The sequence below is a fragment of the Streptomyces sp. NBC_01497 genome, assembly GCF_036250695.1.
In the GTDB taxonomy this organism is placed as follows: domain Bacteria; phylum Actinomycetota; class Actinomycetes; order Streptomycetales; family Streptomycetaceae; genus Streptomyces.
In genome coordinates, this window is sequence record NZ_CP109427.1 from 7672075 (window position 1) to 7686864 (window position 14790).

The 14790-nt window shown below is 73.4% G+C and carries 12 protein-coding genes; 4 read left to right on the forward strand and 8 right to left on the reverse strand.

Annotated features, from left to right (window positions below; all coding sequences use genetic code 11):
* Nucleotides 1–159: 159 nt before the first annotated feature.
* Nucleotides 160–1641: a hypothetical protein gene (locus tag OG310_RS32520; RefSeq protein WP_329459421.1), complete on the forward strand. Its 1482-nt coding sequence runs from the start codon at nt 160–162 to the stop codon at nt 1639–1641.
* 238 nt (nt 1642–1879) lie between these two features.
* Here OG310_RS32520 and OG310_RS32525 read toward each other — a convergent pair whose 3' ends face one another.
* The 4 genes from OG310_RS32525 to OG310_RS32540 all read right to left on the reverse strand — a co-directional run bounded on the left by OG310_RS32525 (nt 1880) and on the right by OG310_RS32540 (nt 8015).
* The gene (locus tag OG310_RS32525) at nt 1880–2401 is read right to left on the reverse strand and encodes a sigma-70 family RNA polymerase sigma factor (protein WP_329459422.1); all 522 of its coding nucleotides are present in this window, start codon (nt 2399–2401) and stop codon (nt 1880–1882) included.
* Nucleotides 2402–2673: 272 nt separating this feature from the next.
* Nucleotides 2674–3681, reverse strand: coding sequence for an SCO0930 family lipoprotein (locus OG310_RS32530; protein ID WP_329459423.1), 1008 nt, complete (start codon nt 3679–3681; stop codon nt 2674–2676).
* A gap of 56 nt (nt 3682–3737) precedes the next feature.
* A complete protein-coding gene (locus OG310_RS32535) occupies nt 3738–6761 on the reverse strand; it encodes an AfsR/SARP family transcriptional regulator (RefSeq protein ID WP_329459424.1) in 3024 nt (1007 codons plus the stop codon).
* A gap of 198 nt (nt 6762–6959) precedes the next feature.
* Nucleotides 6960–8015: a hypothetical protein gene (locus OG310_RS32540; RefSeq protein ID WP_329459425.1), complete on the reverse strand. Its 1056-nt coding sequence runs from the start codon at nt 8013–8015 to the stop codon at nt 6960–6962.
* A gap of 240 nt (nt 8016–8255) precedes the next feature.
* On the opposite strand from OG310_RS32540, the gene OG310_RS32545 reads away from it, so the two are divergent.
* Nucleotides 8256–8546, forward strand: a complete 291-nt coding sequence (locus tag OG310_RS32545) for a UBP-type zinc finger domain-containing protein (protein ID WP_329460491.1) — start codon at nt 8256–8258, stop codon at nt 8544–8546.
* Nucleotides 8547–8856: 310 nt separating this feature from the next.
* Here the strand turns inward: OG310_RS32545 and OG310_RS32550 are convergent, their stop codons facing one another.
* The 4 genes from OG310_RS32550 to OG310_RS32565 all read right to left on the reverse strand — a co-directional run bounded on the left by OG310_RS32550 (nt 8857) and on the right by OG310_RS32565 (nt 12041).
* Nucleotides 8857–9642, reverse strand: coding sequence for a VOC family protein (locus tag OG310_RS32550; protein ID WP_329459426.1), 786 nt, complete (start codon nt 9640–9642; stop codon nt 8857–8859).
* An 84-nt stretch (nt 9643–9726) separates the two neighbouring features.
* Entirely contained in the window at nt 9727–10686 is a 960-nt protein-coding gene (locus OG310_RS32555; protein ID WP_329459427.1) for a sulfite exporter TauE/SafE family protein, read from the reverse strand.
* A gap of 14 nt (nt 10687–10700) precedes the next feature.
* Entirely contained in the window at nt 10701–11306 is a 606-nt protein-coding gene (locus OG310_RS32560; protein WP_329459428.1) for an NUDIX domain-containing protein, read from the reverse strand.
* 9 nt (nt 11307–11315) lie between these two features.
* A complete protein-coding gene (locus OG310_RS32565) occupies nt 11316–12041 on the reverse strand; it encodes a YoaK family protein (protein WP_329459429.1) in 726 nt (241 codons plus the stop codon).
* 181 nt (nt 12042–12222) lie between these two features.
* Between OG310_RS32565 and OG310_RS32570 the strand changes: the two genes are divergently transcribed.
* Both OG310_RS32570 and OG310_RS32575 read left to right on the forward strand, forming a co-directional pair.
* Nucleotides 12223–13536 (forward strand): D-arabinono-1,4-lactone oxidase, encoded by a 1314-nt coding sequence (locus tag OG310_RS32570; protein WP_329459430.1) that lies wholly within the window; start codon nt 12223–12225, stop codon nt 13534–13536.
* A 104-nt stretch (nt 13537–13640) separates the two neighbouring features.
* Complete coding sequence (locus tag OG310_RS32575) at nt 13641–14738, forward strand: serine hydrolase (RefSeq protein WP_329459431.1); 1098 nt, start codon at nt 13641–13643, stop codon at nt 14736–14738.
* Nucleotides 14739–14790: the final 52 nt, after the last annotated feature.

Here is a 14790-nt window from a genome sequence, read left to right on the forward strand (position 1 = left end):
CTCTTACACGGAGTGGGTCCCGGCAGTGTTCAGCGGAACCCGGTCTTCTTTCGTCGAACCGGGCGGTGCTCTCGTACGTGTGGGAGGAAGAGATGCGCCGGGACCCCCGCGCGACGCCGGAGCGGGATGTCCGGAGTGATGTGATGTGAGTGGGAGAGCATGAGGAATGACGCCGGTGCCCGGGAAGGTGTCCGCGGGCGGCTCACGGCCGCTGCCGCACACCGCCGGGGACGCACCGCACTGCGGGCCCTGTCTGTCGTACTGCTCGGCCTCGTCGCGGTGTTCGGCGTCGGTTCCCCCGCCGGGGCGGCCGACGGCGGTGACCTCGTCAAGGTGTTCGTGGTGAAGGACCCGGCGCAGAGCGGGGAACCGCTCGCCGACCTCCCGTCGATCGCCGCGTCCACGCTCGGCGACGCGGCGAGGGCCGGCGAGATCCTCCAGCTCAACAAGGGACTCGCCCAGCCGGACGGCGGCGCGCTCAACACCGTGACGGACCAGCTGCACCCGGGCTGGATCCTGCGGCTGCCCCAGGACGCGAGCGGCCCCGACGTGCAGTTGGCCAAGGACACGGGAGCGCAGGCCGGTTCGGGGCAGGGGGGCCGGAGCGGAGCCGCCACGCCCCCCGCGGCGGCAGAGCAGGACACCGCCGGCGGGCAGCCGCCCACCGTGGCGAAGCCGGAGTACCTGACACTTCCTCTGCCCGCGGCTCTCGGAGCGGCCGGTGCCGTACTGGCCGCCCTGGTCACGGCGGCCATCCTGGGACGCCGTCAGATCGGGCGTATGTCATACGGGTTGGGCCGCGCGGTGCGCAGGCTCGGTGACCCGGCCCGGCGCAGGCGGCGCCTTCAGGCGCGCCGGGCGCTCGCCGAACGCTTCGCCGCCGACACGGAGTCCGTACGGCGTGCCTACGGCACCCTCGACGAGTTCGGCGCCGCGGCGCGGCAGCCGGCGGCGCCGATCCACGCCCTGCGGGTGGACAGCCGCGGGGTGACGGTGTGGGTGACCCCCACGGAGAGCGTTCCCGACCCCTGGCGCAAGGTGGACGAGACCCGCTGGCGGCGCTCCGCCGGCGGCTCCGCCCCGTTCGGTGCGGGCCCCGCCCGCACCACGGCGGCCCAGGCGTCCGGCGACGCCCCCTGCCTCGTACGGGTGGGCTCGGACGACGAGGGCGAGCAGGTCTTCGTCGACCTCAGCAGGCTCGACGGCGTCCTCTCCGTGACCGGTGAGCACGCCGTGGCCCGCGACGTCGTACGCACGGTGCTGGGTGAGATCGCCCGCAGCCGGCCCGGCACCCCCGTGACGGTGCTGCGAGGGACCGACGGAGCGCCGCCCATCGAGGTGCCGGAGGGCCTGGAACAGCGCACCCGGGTGGAGGAGGGCCGCGGTGGTCCGCTTGCGGCGCCCACCGCGGCACTGCGGGCGGCGGCGGCACGGCGGCCGGTGCGCGGCGTGGTGGTCATGGCGGGCACCCCCACCGCCCGTGAGGCGGCCGAGCTGGAGTCGCTGTGCGGCCCCGGCGGTGCCGGCTGGACGGGTCTCGTCTGCGGCGAGGCCGAGGGCGCGCACTGGCGGTGGCACACCGACGCGGACGGCGGGGTGGACATCCCGGTGCTGGGTGTGCGGCTGACCGTGCCCGCGTGAGGCCGGTGGGGCATGCGGGCCTCGGGGGTCAGCGGTGTGTCCGCCTGTCCCGGGTCATTGCGTCAGGTCCTGCGGCGCGGGCGGTGGCCCGGGAGGCAGGAGCCGGGTCCTTCGGCCGGTACGGGGGCCCGGGAGGTGCGCCGCCCGCACGGGCGGCGGCGGGCGTCCGGGGATTCTCCGCCGGCGCGGCGGCCCGAGGGCCGTGCGCGACCCGAAGGCCGTGCGGGTGGGGCCGGGGTCAGTGCCTGCCGCGTGCCCGCAGGTTGCCCAGGGCGTAGTGCTGCCGCGACTTGACCGTGCCCACCGGCACACCGAGGATGCCGGCCGTCTCCTGCACGGTCCTGCCGCAGAGGTAGGTGTGCACCAGCACCTCGCGGTGTTCGGCGGACAGTTGCCGCAGCAGCCCGACCGCCTCCACCGAGGCGAGGACCGCGTCGGCGTGGTCGCGCTGCGTGACGTCCTGGTTGTCCGCGCCGACGGTCTCGTAGCGCGAGGCGGCGCTGCGCAGCCGGTCGATGACCAGGTTGCGGGTCACGGTCAGCAGCCAGCCCCGGACGGATCCCTCCGTGCTGTACAGCCGTTCCGTGTGGTGCCAGGCGCGGATGAGGGTCTCCTGGACGATGTCCTCCGCGAGGTGGCGGTCGCTCAGCAGTCGCTCCGCGTAGGAGAGCAGCGCCTTGGTGTGGTCGGACATGAGGACGTGCAGGAGCTGTTCCTGGCGTGCCTTGGAGGATGCGTCAGGAGCGGCGATCATTGTCATTTCTCTGTTTCCTGGGGGGAGGCGGTGCTCGTGCCACGCGCTGGGAGCGGTATCCGGCTCCCGGCGGCGGGGCAGGCGGACACAGTGTTCCGAGGAGTCGAGCGTAGAGAGGGGCCGGTGCCGAACCAGTGACGGAATTCTGAGTTCCGGCTGGTCGGTACGGCACTGGGCACCCCGGCGGGGGCGCCGCTGCCTCAGCGGGCCCGGGCCTCCGGGGCACAGCGGCCACCCGCCGGGGCGTTCCAGCCCCGGCGGGTGACGATGACCGGTGCTCAGTAACCGGTGCCGCTGCCCGCGGCGGGAGTGCTCGTGCCGGTGCCGCTGGTGCTGCCGGCACCGTCCTGCGCGGTGGACGAGCCGTCGCCCTTGGCCGCGGGGATCGTCTTCCCCCGGTCAATGGCGGTGATGTCCTGCTTGACGGCGAACCAGACGCCCGCGACGTTCTGGCCGTTCGTCTGACCGGGCATCGTGTCGGCCTTGAAGGTGTATCCGGGCCAGCAGTTGAACGACTCCTGACGGGTGCCGTTCGGTGTGGTGAACGTGAAGAGCGCCTTCTCCGGCAGACCGGCGGCCTTCGCGTCGGCGGCGCCCACCACGGCGGTCGGAGTCCACTGCGCCAGACAGTCCGCACCGCAGGCCGTCTTCATCGGCCAGGGGTGGTCCTTCGTGAACAGGTAGAGCGTCCTGCCGTCCTTGTCCTGGAGGACCTTGCCCAGCTTGGGGTCGTCGAGCACACCGAGTGCCGGGCGGGTCACGCCCGCCTTCCAGCCGTCGGGAGCCGAGGCATACCACACGCCACCCACACCCTGGCCCTTGGTGTCACCGGGCTTGGTGTCCTTCGCGTAGTAGTACAGCGGTTTGCCGGCGAGGGTGAGCTGCTTGGTCCCGTCCGTGCGGGTGAGCGAGCCGAGCAGGTCCTGGTTGAGCCCCTGGGACACGGTGACGTTGTCCGCGGGGACCGGCGGCCACAGCGTGGCGCAGTCGCCCGTACAGGCGGACGTGCCCGGTGTGGTGTCCTTGTCGAACACGTAGAGGGTCATGCCCCTGCCGTCCGCCACCACCGACTTCAGCTGCGGATCGTCCCGCACCGCGAGCTGGTCGGCAGCCGCGGCGGAGGGCGACGGCGCCACCGACGCCGCACCCGCCACCACGGAGGCGGCCGGACTCGCGGCGGCCTGCGCGGACTTCGCACCGCTCGTGCCGGACCCGCAGGCCGAGACGGTGATCAGCGTGGTGACCGCGGCGCCCAGCAGCAGAGCGGTGCGGGATTTCTTCGTCATCGTATTCCTGTTCCGGGGGTTTGCCTGGCAGCCGCCCCTGGGCGGTGCCTCCACCCCTATATACGAAGACGCGATGGTGTGGCGTTCACCTCGAAGTTCCGCACTTTGTCACGGATTTGTCCCGCCTCCGGATGGCCGATGGCCTCCAGGATCTCCAGCGCCTGCCGCCATGCGAGCGCGGCGCGCTGCGCCTGGCCCGACGCCTCGTGCGTGTCGCCGATGTGCACCAGTGTGTCGGCCTCCAGGTAGCTGTCGCGGATCTCCCGGTACACGTCGAGCGCGTACCCGAAGCACGCCAGCGCCTGCTGGTACTCACCCAGGTGATGGTGTGCGTATCCCAGGCTGTCCCAGGCGGCGGCCTCACCGTTGCGGTCGCCGAGGAGCTGATGGGAGGCGAGTGAGCGGCGGCAGGCGTCGAGCGCCTCCTCGTACTCGGCCAGCAGGATGTACGTCCAGCCGACCTCGTTGAGTGTGCTCGCCTCGCCGCTGCGCAGCCCCGTCGTGCGGTAGAGCGCGCACGCCAGCCGGTAGTGGTCGAGTGCGTCGACGTGCCGGCCCAGTGTGTTTGCCAGGAACGCGAGATGCCGGTGGGTGCGCCCCTGTCCAGCGGTGTCATCCGTCTCACCGAACAACTCCAGTGAGCGCAGGAGGTGTTCGCGCGACTCGTCGGCCCGGCCCAGCCTGCACGCGACGAGCCCGAGCGCGCGGTGCGCGTAGGCCTGGCCGCGGACGTCACCGAGCCGCTGCGCCGTCACCGCCGCCGCCGTCTGCGCGGAATTCTGCTCCTGCCACCGGCCGTTGCGGTCCAGATACCTCTCCAGCGTCGACGCGAGACGCCAGCAGTACGCGGCCCTGCCCCGCCGTGCGGCCTGCTCCACCGCCGCGAGCAGTACGGGCCGTTCCGCGTCCAGCCACTGGGCCGCCGCGTGCTGGTCGGTGAACACGGCCGGCCCGGCTCCCGGCAACGGGCGTTCCAGCGCGACCCGTTCGCGGTGCGGTGACAGCAGCCGGTCAGCGGCGTGGGCGCTGTGCAGGTAGTGGTCGTAGACCCGGCGGCTCGCCGCGGCGAGGTGGTCCGGGGACTCCAGCTCCCGGCCGAGTTCACTCGCGTACGCCCGCACGAGTTCGTGCGCGCAGAACCTGCCCGGCACGGCCTCGGACATGAGATGGGCACGAACGAGCTCCGCGAGCAGCGGGCGCACCTCGCGCACCGTATGCGCGGCCAGGCTCGCGGCGGCCTGCACCGAGATGTCGGGGCCCGGGTGCTGGGACACCAGCCGGAACAGCCGTGCCGCGGCGGGGGACAGGGTCCGGTACGACCATGAGAAGACGCAGCGTGCGTCCGCCAGTGGTTCCCCGCCCGCGAACGCGTCCAGACTGCCGTGGTACTCCCGCAGTTCGGCGGCGATGGAGGCCAGCGAGAACCCGGGGTTGACGGCGGCCCGCGCGCTCACGATGGCGAGCGCGAGCGGCAGCCGTCCGCACAACGCGATGATCTCGTCCACCGCGCGCGGCTCCAGCGTCACCCGGTCGGGGCCGAGCCGCCTGCTCAGCAGCTCCCGCGCGTCCGCCTCGGTCGGGAGGTTCAGTGCCAGCGACCTCGCACCGTCGCCTGCGATCAGTCCGTGCAGCTGGTTGCGGGAGGTGACGATCGCGAGGCAGCCGGGAGCCCCCGGCAGCAGCGGCCGTATGTGCTCCGAGTCGCGGGCGTTGTCCAGCACGACCAGCACCCGCCGGTCCGCGAGCAGGCTCCGGTACAGCGCCGTCTGCGCGTCGAGCCCGGAGGGCACCCGCTGCGCGGGCACACCGAACGCCTCCAGGAAGGACAGGAGCGCCTCGCCCGGGGTCATGGCCGCGCCCGCCGGGTGGAACCCGCGCAGGTTGACGTAGAGCTGACCGTCGGGGAAGCGGTCGGCTATCTCGTGCGCCCAGTGCACGGCCAGTGTGGTCTTGCCGACCCCGGCCATACCGCCGATCGCGCTGATCACGACCGCGTTGGGCTGCCCGGCGTCCTCGGGCAGCAGCGACCTGGAGCGTTCGAGTTCGGCCCGGCGGCCACTGAACACGGCCAGATCCGGGGGGAGTTGCGCGGGGCGTACCCGGGTGTCCGGCCTCTCGTCGCCGTGCGCGGGCGCCTGCGTCGCGTTGTCCGCGGCCGGGCCCGTCAGCTGATCTGCGGTGCCCGTACCGGTATCCGCACACGTTCCGGTGTCCGCCGCGTGGGGGCCCACGGCGTCCGGAGCGCCCGGCTGTTCGGGGGCAGGCGGCGCGTGGGCCCCGGGTTCACGGGCGGCCTGCGCGGGCGCGGCCGGTGCGGGGGCCACGGTCTGCCGCAGCACCTGCTGCTGCGCGGCGCGCAACTCCGGGCCGGGGTCGAGGCCGAGGTCGTCCGCGAGCCGGGTGCGGACCGTGCGGTGGACCTCCAGCGCCTCGGCCTGGTGACCGGTCGCTGCCAGCACGAGCATCAGCCGCGCCTGGAGCACCTCGTCGAGCGGGTGGTGCGCCGCGGCCTGCTTCAGCGTGATCAGCACCCGCTCGGGAACCCCGGGGCCGGCGGCGAGTGCGCACTCCGACGCCTCCTTGAGCGCGAACAGGTGCTCACGGTCCACGGCCGTGAACACCGGATGGGACCGGGCCTGCGACGCGATCCCCGAGGCGGTGGGCCCCCGCCACAGCCCGAGGGCCTCGATCAGCAGCTCCGTCGCCTTGCCCGGCTCCCCGTCGCGCGCGAGACGCTCCGCCTCGGCGCGCATCGCGCGAAACCTCAGCAGGTCCAGCGACTGCGGCTCGACCTCCAGCCGGTACCCGCCGGAACCGCGTACCAGGCACCGGGACGTACCCCGCGCGGGCAGCTCCGGCTCCAGCAGCCTGCGCAGTGCGCCCACATGCCGGTGGACGACGTTCACGGCGCTGTCCGGCGGGTTCTGGCCCCAGAGCACGTCGAGGATCTCGTGCACGGCGACCGGATGACCCGCCTGGGTCAGCAGCAGCGCGAGCAGGGCACGCTGCTTCGGCGGACCCAGTTCGAGTTCCGTCCCGCCGCGCCATGCCCTGACCGGTCCCAACACTGTGAAGCGCACAGTCAGCGAGTCTATGACCTGCCCGCACCCGGCCCGAACTCCGAGGCCGCCTTGCTCACAGGTCCGTCATACCTCCGATGTCCGCCGCGCCCGCCGTGTCCCGCCGCCGTGACGTACCCGCGCGTCTGCCCGGACGTCCCGCACTCCCGCCCGGGCCCAGCGCGCGGGGCGTGCGGCAGGACGGCGCCGTTCCGCCTCTCAGGAGGGGAACTTGTCCGGCGGCACATCGCTCGCCGTGGCGTTGCCGAACGCCGTAAGGGCCAGCGAGAACGTGAGCACGTCGTACTGCGTCCCACCGCTCACGGACCGGGTGTGGAACGACGCCTTGTCGTCGAACTTCTGGAACTGGCAGTCCCGCGTGAACGACGTCCTGCCCGCGTTCCAGTCGCTGCCGGTCGTGAAGTAGACCGTGTACGAGCCGTTCCTGACGCCCCCCACCGTCGTCTTGCCGTGCCCTCGCACGTAGATCATGAAGGAGACGGACGACCCCTTGTTCACCGAGATGACGGCGTCGCTTGCGGTGTTGTTGTCGATGGTGAGCCGGCCGAGGCCGGAGCGGCGGGAGTCCTTGACGAAATGGCCGTTGGCGAGCCTGCGGTGCAGGGCCTTCTCCGTTCTCGGCAGCGTGAGCGGCACCTTGTAGCCGAGCGCGGTCAGCGCCGTGCGCGCGTCCGTGACCGACCCGAGATAGTCGCCCGTGCCCATCTCGACCCGGGGCGAGGTCGCACACCGTCCGCCGTCGCCGCGCGCGCCGGTCAGGCCGTCCCCGAGGTCGCGCAGCGACTGAGCCAGCTGCGTGTTCCCGGCCACCGCGTCGTCGGGCGTCGACGCGGCGCTGACCGACTCGGCCGCGGTGGCCGAGGCGGCGGAGGCCGCGGTCAGCGCGCGCCGGAGGGCGCTGTCCTCCTTCGCGCGGTCGACGGCGCGCAGTGCCTTGTCGAGCGGTGCGAGTGTGGTCGCCAGCGTCGCGTCGTACCGCGCCGCCGAGACCGTCGGCGTCGGGCTGGGTACGGGGGAGGAGACGGGCGCCGGGCTCCCGCCGTCCGCGTCGTCGTGCCCGCCGCCCCCGTCGCAGGCCGCGAGGGGGATGGCCAGCGCGCACACCACGCCGGCCGACAGGACTCCGAGGGCCGTCGCGCCGCGACGGCCGCCCCCTCGGGTGCCGCCGCCCGCGCCGAAGCCGCGGCCGGTGCCCGCCCCCGTGTACCCGCCCGTGCCGTTCCGGTTCTGCTCGTGCGCACGCGTGACAGCCATCGTGATGCCCCCCGCTCCCCCGTACGGGCACCCCCCGGTGCCCTGTGCCCAAGGTTCTCCGCTGTGATTCCGCTGTCAAGACACACGGGCCGCTCCCGCCGGATCGCGGCCCCGGCCCGTCCTGCTGGCGATACGCTCCGCACGGTCGTACGGTTGAGGTGCGAACGACTACGCGACGTGACCGGACAGATCGGACGGGCGGACCGCACCATGGCGGAGAACGAAGGACTCGCGGCGCAGATGACGATCTGCAGCCATCTCGCGGACGTGGAACCGGTGAGCGCGGACAGCGACGACACCTGCCCCGACTGCGTGGCGATCGGCGATTCCTGGGTGCACCTGCGGGAGTGCCAGAACTGCGGGCACGTGGGCTGCTGCGACTCCTCCAAGAACAAGCACGCCACCGCGCACCACAACGCGACAGGACATCCGCTGATCCGCAGCTACGAGCCCGGTGAGGGCTGGTGGTGGTGTTACGACGACGGTGTGGCCTTCGAGGTCGAGGGCATGGGGCCGGTCCGCCCCATCTGACCTGGGGGAGAGTTCCCCCGGACCGTCCGGTGCCCGGCCCCGGGCGGACCCGCACCGCGAGGCGAAGTGCGGTGTGGCCGGGCTGATCCGGGTGGCGCACCGGCGCGGTGTGTTCCGCGGGCCCGGAGAGTTCGGTGCGGGTGGAGTGTCTCCCGGCCGGTGACATGCTTTCCGTGCCGTCATGTGCCCCGCCGCTGCCGTACCGGGCCCTGGCGTTCGCGTGACGGGCCGTGTCGTTCGCGCCCGTGACACGAAGGGGACGCCGGACCCGGGGCCGGGCGTCCAAGAGCCGTGGCAGCCGCCGCCCGGGTCAGGCGCGTGTCACCGTGAACAGCGCGCCGTCCGGGTCACGCAGCGTAGCGTCGCGCTCCTGCGCACCCTCGGTGGCCGGTGGCACCAGCGCGCCGCCGGCCGCGATGGCCGCGGCGACCGACTCGGCGACGTCCGGCACCCGGAAGTACACCCGCCAGCGCGGTCTCGCCCCGGGGTCGGCGGAGGCGGGAACGGCTCCACCGCCGATCCTGGCCACCGTCCGCCCGTCCTGCCGCAGCACCGCGTCCCCGTCCTCGTACGCCGGCGACAGCGCACTGCCCTCGTCCTTGGACCAGCCGAGCACCTCGTCGTAGAAACGGGTGGCGTGGGCCGCGTCGCGGGTGCGCAGCTCCAGCCACGCGGGCGCCGAGCCCTTCCCCACCGTCCAGTCGGACCGTACGGCGCCCTCCCAGATCCCGAAGGCCGCGCCGTCCGGGTCGGTGGCGAGCGCCGCGCGGCCGGTGTGGAAAGCGAGCGGACCGACGGCGACCGTCGCACCGCGCTCCCGGATCCGGGAGGCTGCCACGTCCACGTCGCTGACCGCGAAGTACGGCGTCCAGGTGGCGGCGACCTGCAACGACGACGCCAGACCGCCGATGCCCGCGACGGGGGAGCCATGGGAGAGCGCGACACAGAAGCCGTCGCCGAGGCTGGTGTCCCGGTAGGTCCAGCCCAGTACGTCGGAGTAGAAGCGCTGGGCCGTCGACAGGTCGCGGGAGAGCAGGGTCACCCAGCACGGCGCCCCCGCGACCGTGTTCGAAGGCGCCTTCTGATCCTGCTCCATGCGGCTCACTCCATCCGGCTCGACGTCGTCCCGACGCCCTACTCTGCCAGGTACCGGCGGTCGGCCCGGCGGTCGGGTACCCGCTCAGCGCACCAGCAGCTCCACGCCGCCGAGCACGGTCGCGGCGATCACGAGGCGCTCGAAGAGGGACTGGTTGAACCGGTCCGCGCAGATCCTGCCGAGGTACGCGCCCGGGAGGACGAACAGCACCAGCGCGGCGTCCAGCAGCAGCGAGTGAGCGTCGATCAGTCCGAGGCCCGCGCTGAAGGGCACCTTCGTCACGTTGACGATGAGGAAGAACCACGCCGCCGTACCCAGGAACTGCCACTTCCGGAACCCGGCCGAGATCAGGTAGAGCGACATGACCGGACCGCCGGCGTTGGCGACCATCGTCGTGAAGCCGCCCAGCACACCGTAGGAACGCGCCCTGAGCCGACCGCCCTTGACGCCCTCGCTGCGCCCGCGGACCACGCCCCCACGAGGCTCCCGCTGTTCGGCGGCGGGCCCCGCGCCGGCCTCCGCCTCCGCACGCTGCACGGTTTCGCGTGACGCCGGTGACGACCGGGACGCTCGTGGTTCCGGGGCCTTCGGCGTTCCGCCCGCCTCCGCCGCCTCGGCTGCCGCCGCCTGCGCCGGCTGAGCCTTCCGCGGATCCCGCGCCTGCGCCGGCTGCGACCGGGCGGCGGTCCTGCGGCGCCACATCGTGACGCCCGCCATCAGCAGCAGGATCGCCCCGATCGAGGTCCGGACCACGGTGTCGTCAGCCCACAGCAGGAACACCGTGCCGACCACGACCCCCGCGGCAACGGCCGGGAACAGCCGCAGCAGGGTGGGCCAGTGGGCGTGCCGGCGGTAGCTCAGCACCGCGATCACGTCCCCGACGATGAGCAGCGGCAGCAGGACGCCCGTCGACACACGCGCCGGAAGGACGGCCGCGAAGACGGCGAGCGAGACCGTGTTGGCGCCGCTGACGGCGGTCTTCGAGAAGCCGACGAGCGCGGTCGCGGCGGCGAGCGCGAGGAACTCCCCGATCGATATACCCATGGCGGACACCGATGTTATGCCCTGCCTCCGTCCTCGCCGCCTCCTCGGGTCGCCAGGAGCCGTTCGACCCGCCCCAGCGCGTCGCGCACGTGGGGCTGTGAGGTGAGCGCGCGGGCCTCGGCGGGGGTCAGCCAGCGCAGTCGCGCGTCCGCGTTCTCGGCCCGTACGCCCTCGGGCTCGGCGGTCGCGAACACGAAGCGCAGGTCCGCGTGTTCGTGTGCGGGCTCGGCGCGCTGCGCCGCGCCGGCGACGCGCGCCGCCACGGGCACCACGGCGACCTGGAGGAGTGAGGCGTCGGGCCAGGGCGTGAGATCGCGCAGCCCGGTCTCCTCCCGGGCCTCCCGCAGCGCGATCGCGAGCGGCGCGCTCTCACCCGCCTCGCCGTGCCCGCCCATCTGGGGCCAGGCCCGTTCACGGGTATGACCGCGCAACAGCACGCGACCGGTCGGCGGGTGGACGATCAGTGCGGACGCGGTGGCGTGCAGCGGCGTGGAACGCAGCCAGGGATCCGCGGCCGCCCCGGCGAGCGCGCGCGCCCTGGACAGGTCGACGGCCTCCACCGCGGTACGGGGGTGGTGTCCTGCGAGCACCTCGGCGAGTGGCGCGTCGATCATCGGCATGGGGTGAGGCTACGGTCGCGCCGCAGCGCCGGTCGCCTCTTTTTCGTTTCGGGTGCGGGGCGGCGGACCCAGCAGGAAGCAGCCCGCCGCGACGGTGGTGAGCGCGGCGGCGAGCCCCACCACGCCGGCCGTCGTCACCCGCAGCAGCAGTGCGCCCGCGATGGCGCCCGCGAGCATCGTCAGCACGGACGCAGCCTTGCGCAGCTGGCTCGCCCCGGTGCCCTGGCCGACGGCGCTGCCCGCCGCGAACCCGGCGAGCGCCTGGGTGATGACCGTCGTGGTCAGATCACGTGCGCCCATGATCCGCACGACCGCGGTCTGAGTGCCGAGGCAGACGGCGAGCACCGCGATCAGCACATAGCGGGGGACACCGCGGGTCCCGAGCAGGCCCGAGCCGAGGAGCGCGGCGAGCGCCGTGAACACGACGGCCTCCCCGGCGAACGTCGCTCCGGGCCACCGCCGGCCGGCCCCCGTGTCCGCCCCCGCCCGGCCGATCCGCCCGCCCAGCAGCGAACCGGTGACGAACGCGGCGATCGCCACCAGCGGCCCGGCCACCGACAGACCCGAGCCCGGCGCCACGGAGAAACCCAGCAGCAGCACGTTGCCCGTCATGTTGCCGACGAAGGCCCGGCCCAGCTGGAGATAGCAGAACGCGTCCACCAGCCCCGTCGCGAAGGTCAGGAGCAGGAGCCCGGGAACGGCCCACCGCCCCGTGACGGGCAGTCGATCGGACATGGACCCACCTGCCTTCCAGCGGTCTTGACCCGGCGTGCCAGAGTTCTCGCAGTTCCCGCGTATTCGATCACGTTCGAGCGCCGACGCAGTGCGGTCGGCGAAGCGGGCCGCCGCCGGCCGGTTTCGAGCCCGGGCCTGCGGCGGCCCGCCGACTCGGCGAAGCCAGCCGAAGGAGACAGCCGTGCGCCGCACGACCGGAGCGACACCTGACCGGATCACCGCCAACTGGGCCGGAAACATCGTCTTCCACGCCGCACACCTGCATACTCCCGCCACGGTCGACGAACTGCGGGAGACGGTGGCCGCGAGCGGCTGCCTGCGCGCCCTCGGCAGTGGCCACTCCTTCAACGCGCTCGCCGACACCACGGGGGACCTGGTGTCCGTCGCTGGCCTGCCCGCGACCGTGGACATCGATCCCGACGCCCGTACCGCCACCGTCTCCGGCGGCCTGCGGTTCGCGGGCTTCACCGACGCGCTGCACCGCGCGGGGCTCGCGCTGCACAACCTGGGATCACTCCCGCACATCTCCCTCGCGGGGGCATGCGCCACCGGAACCCACGGCTCGGGCGTCGGCAACGGCTCGCTCGCCACGGCCGTGCGGGCCCTCGAACTGGTCACCGCGGACGGATCGCTGCTCACCCTCGAACGCGGCGACGCGGACTTCGCGGGCGCGGTCGTCTCCCTCGGCTCGCTGGGCATCGTCACCCGCGCGACCCTTGACCTGGTGCCCGCCTTCGCGATGCGGCAGTGGGTGTACGAGGGGCTGCCGGGCGCGGTGCTGCGCGAGCGGCTCGACGAGATCCTCACGGCGGCGTACAGCGTCAGTCTGTTCACCCGCTGGCGCGCCGACGAGATCGACCAGGTGTGGCTCAAGCAGCGCACCGGGGACCCGGTGCCCGGCGCGGCGGGCGGCGAGGGCGCGGCCCCCGCGAGCTGGCTCGGGGCGCGCCTCGCCGACGGTGCGCGCCACCCCGTGCCCGGCATGGACCCGGTGCACTGCACGGTGCAGGGCGGCGAGTCCGGGCCCTGGCACGAGCGGCTGCCGCACTTCAGGCCCGAGTTCACGCCGAGCAACGGGGACGAGCTGCAGAGCGAGTACTTCGTGGCGCGCCAGGACGCCCTCGCCGCGTACGAGGCCCTGCGCACGGTCGCCGACCGCATCGCCCCCGTCCTCCAGATCGGCGAGATCCGCACGGTGGCCGCCACCGATCTCTGGCTCGACCCGGCGCACGGCCGCGACTCGGTCGCCTTCCACTTCACCTGGATCAAGGACCTGGAAGCGGTGGCCCCCGTGCTGGCCGCGATCGAGGAAGTGCTCGCGCCGTTCGCGGTGCGTCCCCACTGGGGCAAGGTGTTCGTCATGGGCGGTGAGCGGCTGCGGGAGCTGTATCCGCGTTTTGAGGATTTCCGGTCGCTGGCCGGGCGACTCGATCCGTCCGGTACCTTCCGCAACGAGCTGACCAGCCAGTTCTTCGGATGGGACCGTTCTGAGTGACACTCCTGGCCAGGCCGGAGTGTCACTTCTGAATCCAAACGTGTGATCTATCGTTCACGCACAGGGGTGGTTTTTCTGCGGTCCGGGTTCTTACGCTCACTCGTATGTTCCGGCCGCCCTCGCTCGGGGACGGCGCCGCGCGACGGCGTCCCCTGCTGTACACGTCCGCCGCCGTCGCCCTGCTCATGGCGGGCTGGGCGGCGGCCGACGGCGGCGACGCGGCGGACGCCGCCGACGGTCCCGGGCCCGTCCGAGCGGCTGCGCGACCGGCGCCGTCGCCGTCGGTTCCCCGGCAGGCCGCCGCCCACGGCACGCTGCCGGCGTCGCCGTACCAGCGGGGGCCCGCGTCGGTACTGCCCTCGCCCGTGGTGCCCGCGAGCGACCTCCCCGGAGCCGCGGTACCGCGCCCCGCACCGGCCGTGGCGGTGCGCGCGTCACTGTCGACCGCCACCGCGACCGCCGCATCCGAGAAACCGGCAGGGTCCGTGAACGAGTTGCCCATCACCCTCCACAAGGGGTCCAAGGCCGCACTCTCCGTTGCCGCGCTCGACCTCACCGACGGCCGCCGGGCCGGCTACGGCACCTCGGGGGAGCCCGCCTTCGACACCGCGAGCATCGTGAAGGTCGACGTGCTGGCCGCCCTGCTGCTCCAGGCCCAGGACGCCGGGCACGCCCTCAGCGCCGGCCACCGGGCCCTCGCTTCGGACATGATCAAATCAAGCGACAACAAGGCGACGGACCAGCTCTGGAACGCCATCGGCGGCACCGCGGGCCTCACCCGCGCCAACCACCGCCTCGGCCTCACCCACACCACGGCAGGCGCCGGCGGACTGTGGGGGCTCACCCAGACCACCGCGCACGACCAGCTGACCCTGCTGTCCGCGGTGTACGGCGCAGGACATTCACCGCTGAGTGCCGGATCCCGCACCTACGTCCGTTCCCTGATGGCGCAGGTCGAGAAGGACCAGCGGTGGGGCGTGTCCGCGGGCGGGGCCCTGACCGGGCTCAAGAACGGCTGGCTGCCGCGCAGTGCCACCGGCACCTGGGACATCAACAGCATCGGCCTCATCACCGTCGGCGGCCACCATGTCCTGCTGGCGACGCTCTCATCCGGGAACACCGGCATGAACGCCGGGATCTCCCTGGTCGAGAAGGGCGCGCGGGCAGCGGTGGCGGCACTCGGGCCGCACGGCGCTGCCTGACACCGAGGGCGGCCCACACCGCCTGTCGCGCCCGCCCGGTCCGGGGGCGGCG

What these genes read in the sequence shown, in the direction of transcription:
- OG310_RS32520 (WP_329459421.1), top strand. Translation starts at nt 160, where the DNA reads ATGAGGAATGACGCCGGTGCCCGGGAAGGTGTCCGCGGGCGGCTCACG.
- OG310_RS32525 (WP_329459422.1), bottom strand. Translation starts at nt 2,401, where the DNA reads ATGACAATGATCGCCGCTCCTGACGCATCCTCCAAGGCACGCCAGGAA.
- OG310_RS32530 (WP_329459423.1), bottom strand. Translation starts at nt 3,681, where the DNA reads ATGACGAAGAAATCCCGCACCGCTCTGCTGCTGGGCGCCGCGGTCACC.
- OG310_RS32540 (WP_329459425.1), bottom strand. Translation starts at nt 8,015, where the DNA reads ATGGCTGTCACGCGTGCGCACGAGCAGAACCGGAACGGCACGGGCGGG.
- OG310_RS32545 (WP_329460491.1), top strand. Translation starts at nt 8,256, where the DNA reads ATGACGATCTGCAGCCATCTCGCGGACGTGGAACCGGTGAGCGCGGAC.
- OG310_RS32550 (WP_329459426.1), bottom strand. Translation starts at nt 9,642, where the DNA reads ATGGAGCAGGATCAGAAGGCGCCTTCGAACACGGTCGCGGGGGCGCCG.
- OG310_RS32555 (WP_329459427.1), bottom strand. Translation starts at nt 10,686, where the DNA reads ATGGGTATATCGATCGGGGAGTTCCTCGCGCTCGCCGCCGCGACCGCG.
- OG310_RS32560 (WP_329459428.1), bottom strand. Translation starts at nt 11,306, where the DNA reads ATGCCGATGATCGACGCGCCACTCGCCGAGGTGCTCGCAGGACACCAC.
- OG310_RS32565 (WP_329459429.1), bottom strand. Translation starts at nt 12,041, where the DNA reads ATGTCCGATCGACTGCCCGTCACGGGGCGGTGGGCCGTTCCCGGGCTC.
- OG310_RS32575 (WP_329459431.1), top strand. Translation starts at nt 13,641, where the DNA reads ATGTTCCGGCCGCCCTCGCTCGGGGACGGCGCCGCGCGACGGCGTCCC.